Source organism: Mesobacillus sp. MER 48, assembly GCF_023714225.1.
Taxonomy (GTDB): Bacteria; Bacillota; Bacilli; order Bacillales; family Cytobacillaceae; genus Mesobacillus; species Mesobacillus oceanisediminis_A.
The window spans coordinates 1-242 of record NZ_JAMAUR010000059.1 but is presented as its reverse complement, the minus strand read 5'-3'; the positions used below and the strand labels follow the sequence as shown (position 1 = coordinate 242).

The following is a 242-nucleotide window of genomic DNA, read 5'->3' as shown; positions in this document are numbered from 1 at the left end:
CCATCGGCGCTGAGAAGCTTAACTTCCGTGTTCGGTATGGGAACGGGTGTGACCTTCTCGCCATCGCCACCAGACTATTTGGTTTGAGGTTTTATTCCCTCAAAACTAGATAATGTGTAAGAAGAATTCAAGAGAAACGAATGATCATTGTCCAGATCCGGCTCCTAGCCTCTCGAGTCGCTTCGGTCCATCCGCCGAAGTCAAAGAACGACTTCAACTGCTGGCCCTCCAGCGCTTGTCGA

1 rRNA gene is annotated in these 242 nt (G+C 50.4%); it reads right to left on the bottom strand.

Annotation, left to right across the window (positions count from 1 at the left end):
• Positions 1-74: ribosomal RNA gene (gene rrf / locus M3593_RS23900) — 5S ribosomal RNA — on the bottom strand; the annotation flags it as partial.
• Between the last annotated feature and the right edge of the window lie 168 nt (positions 75-242).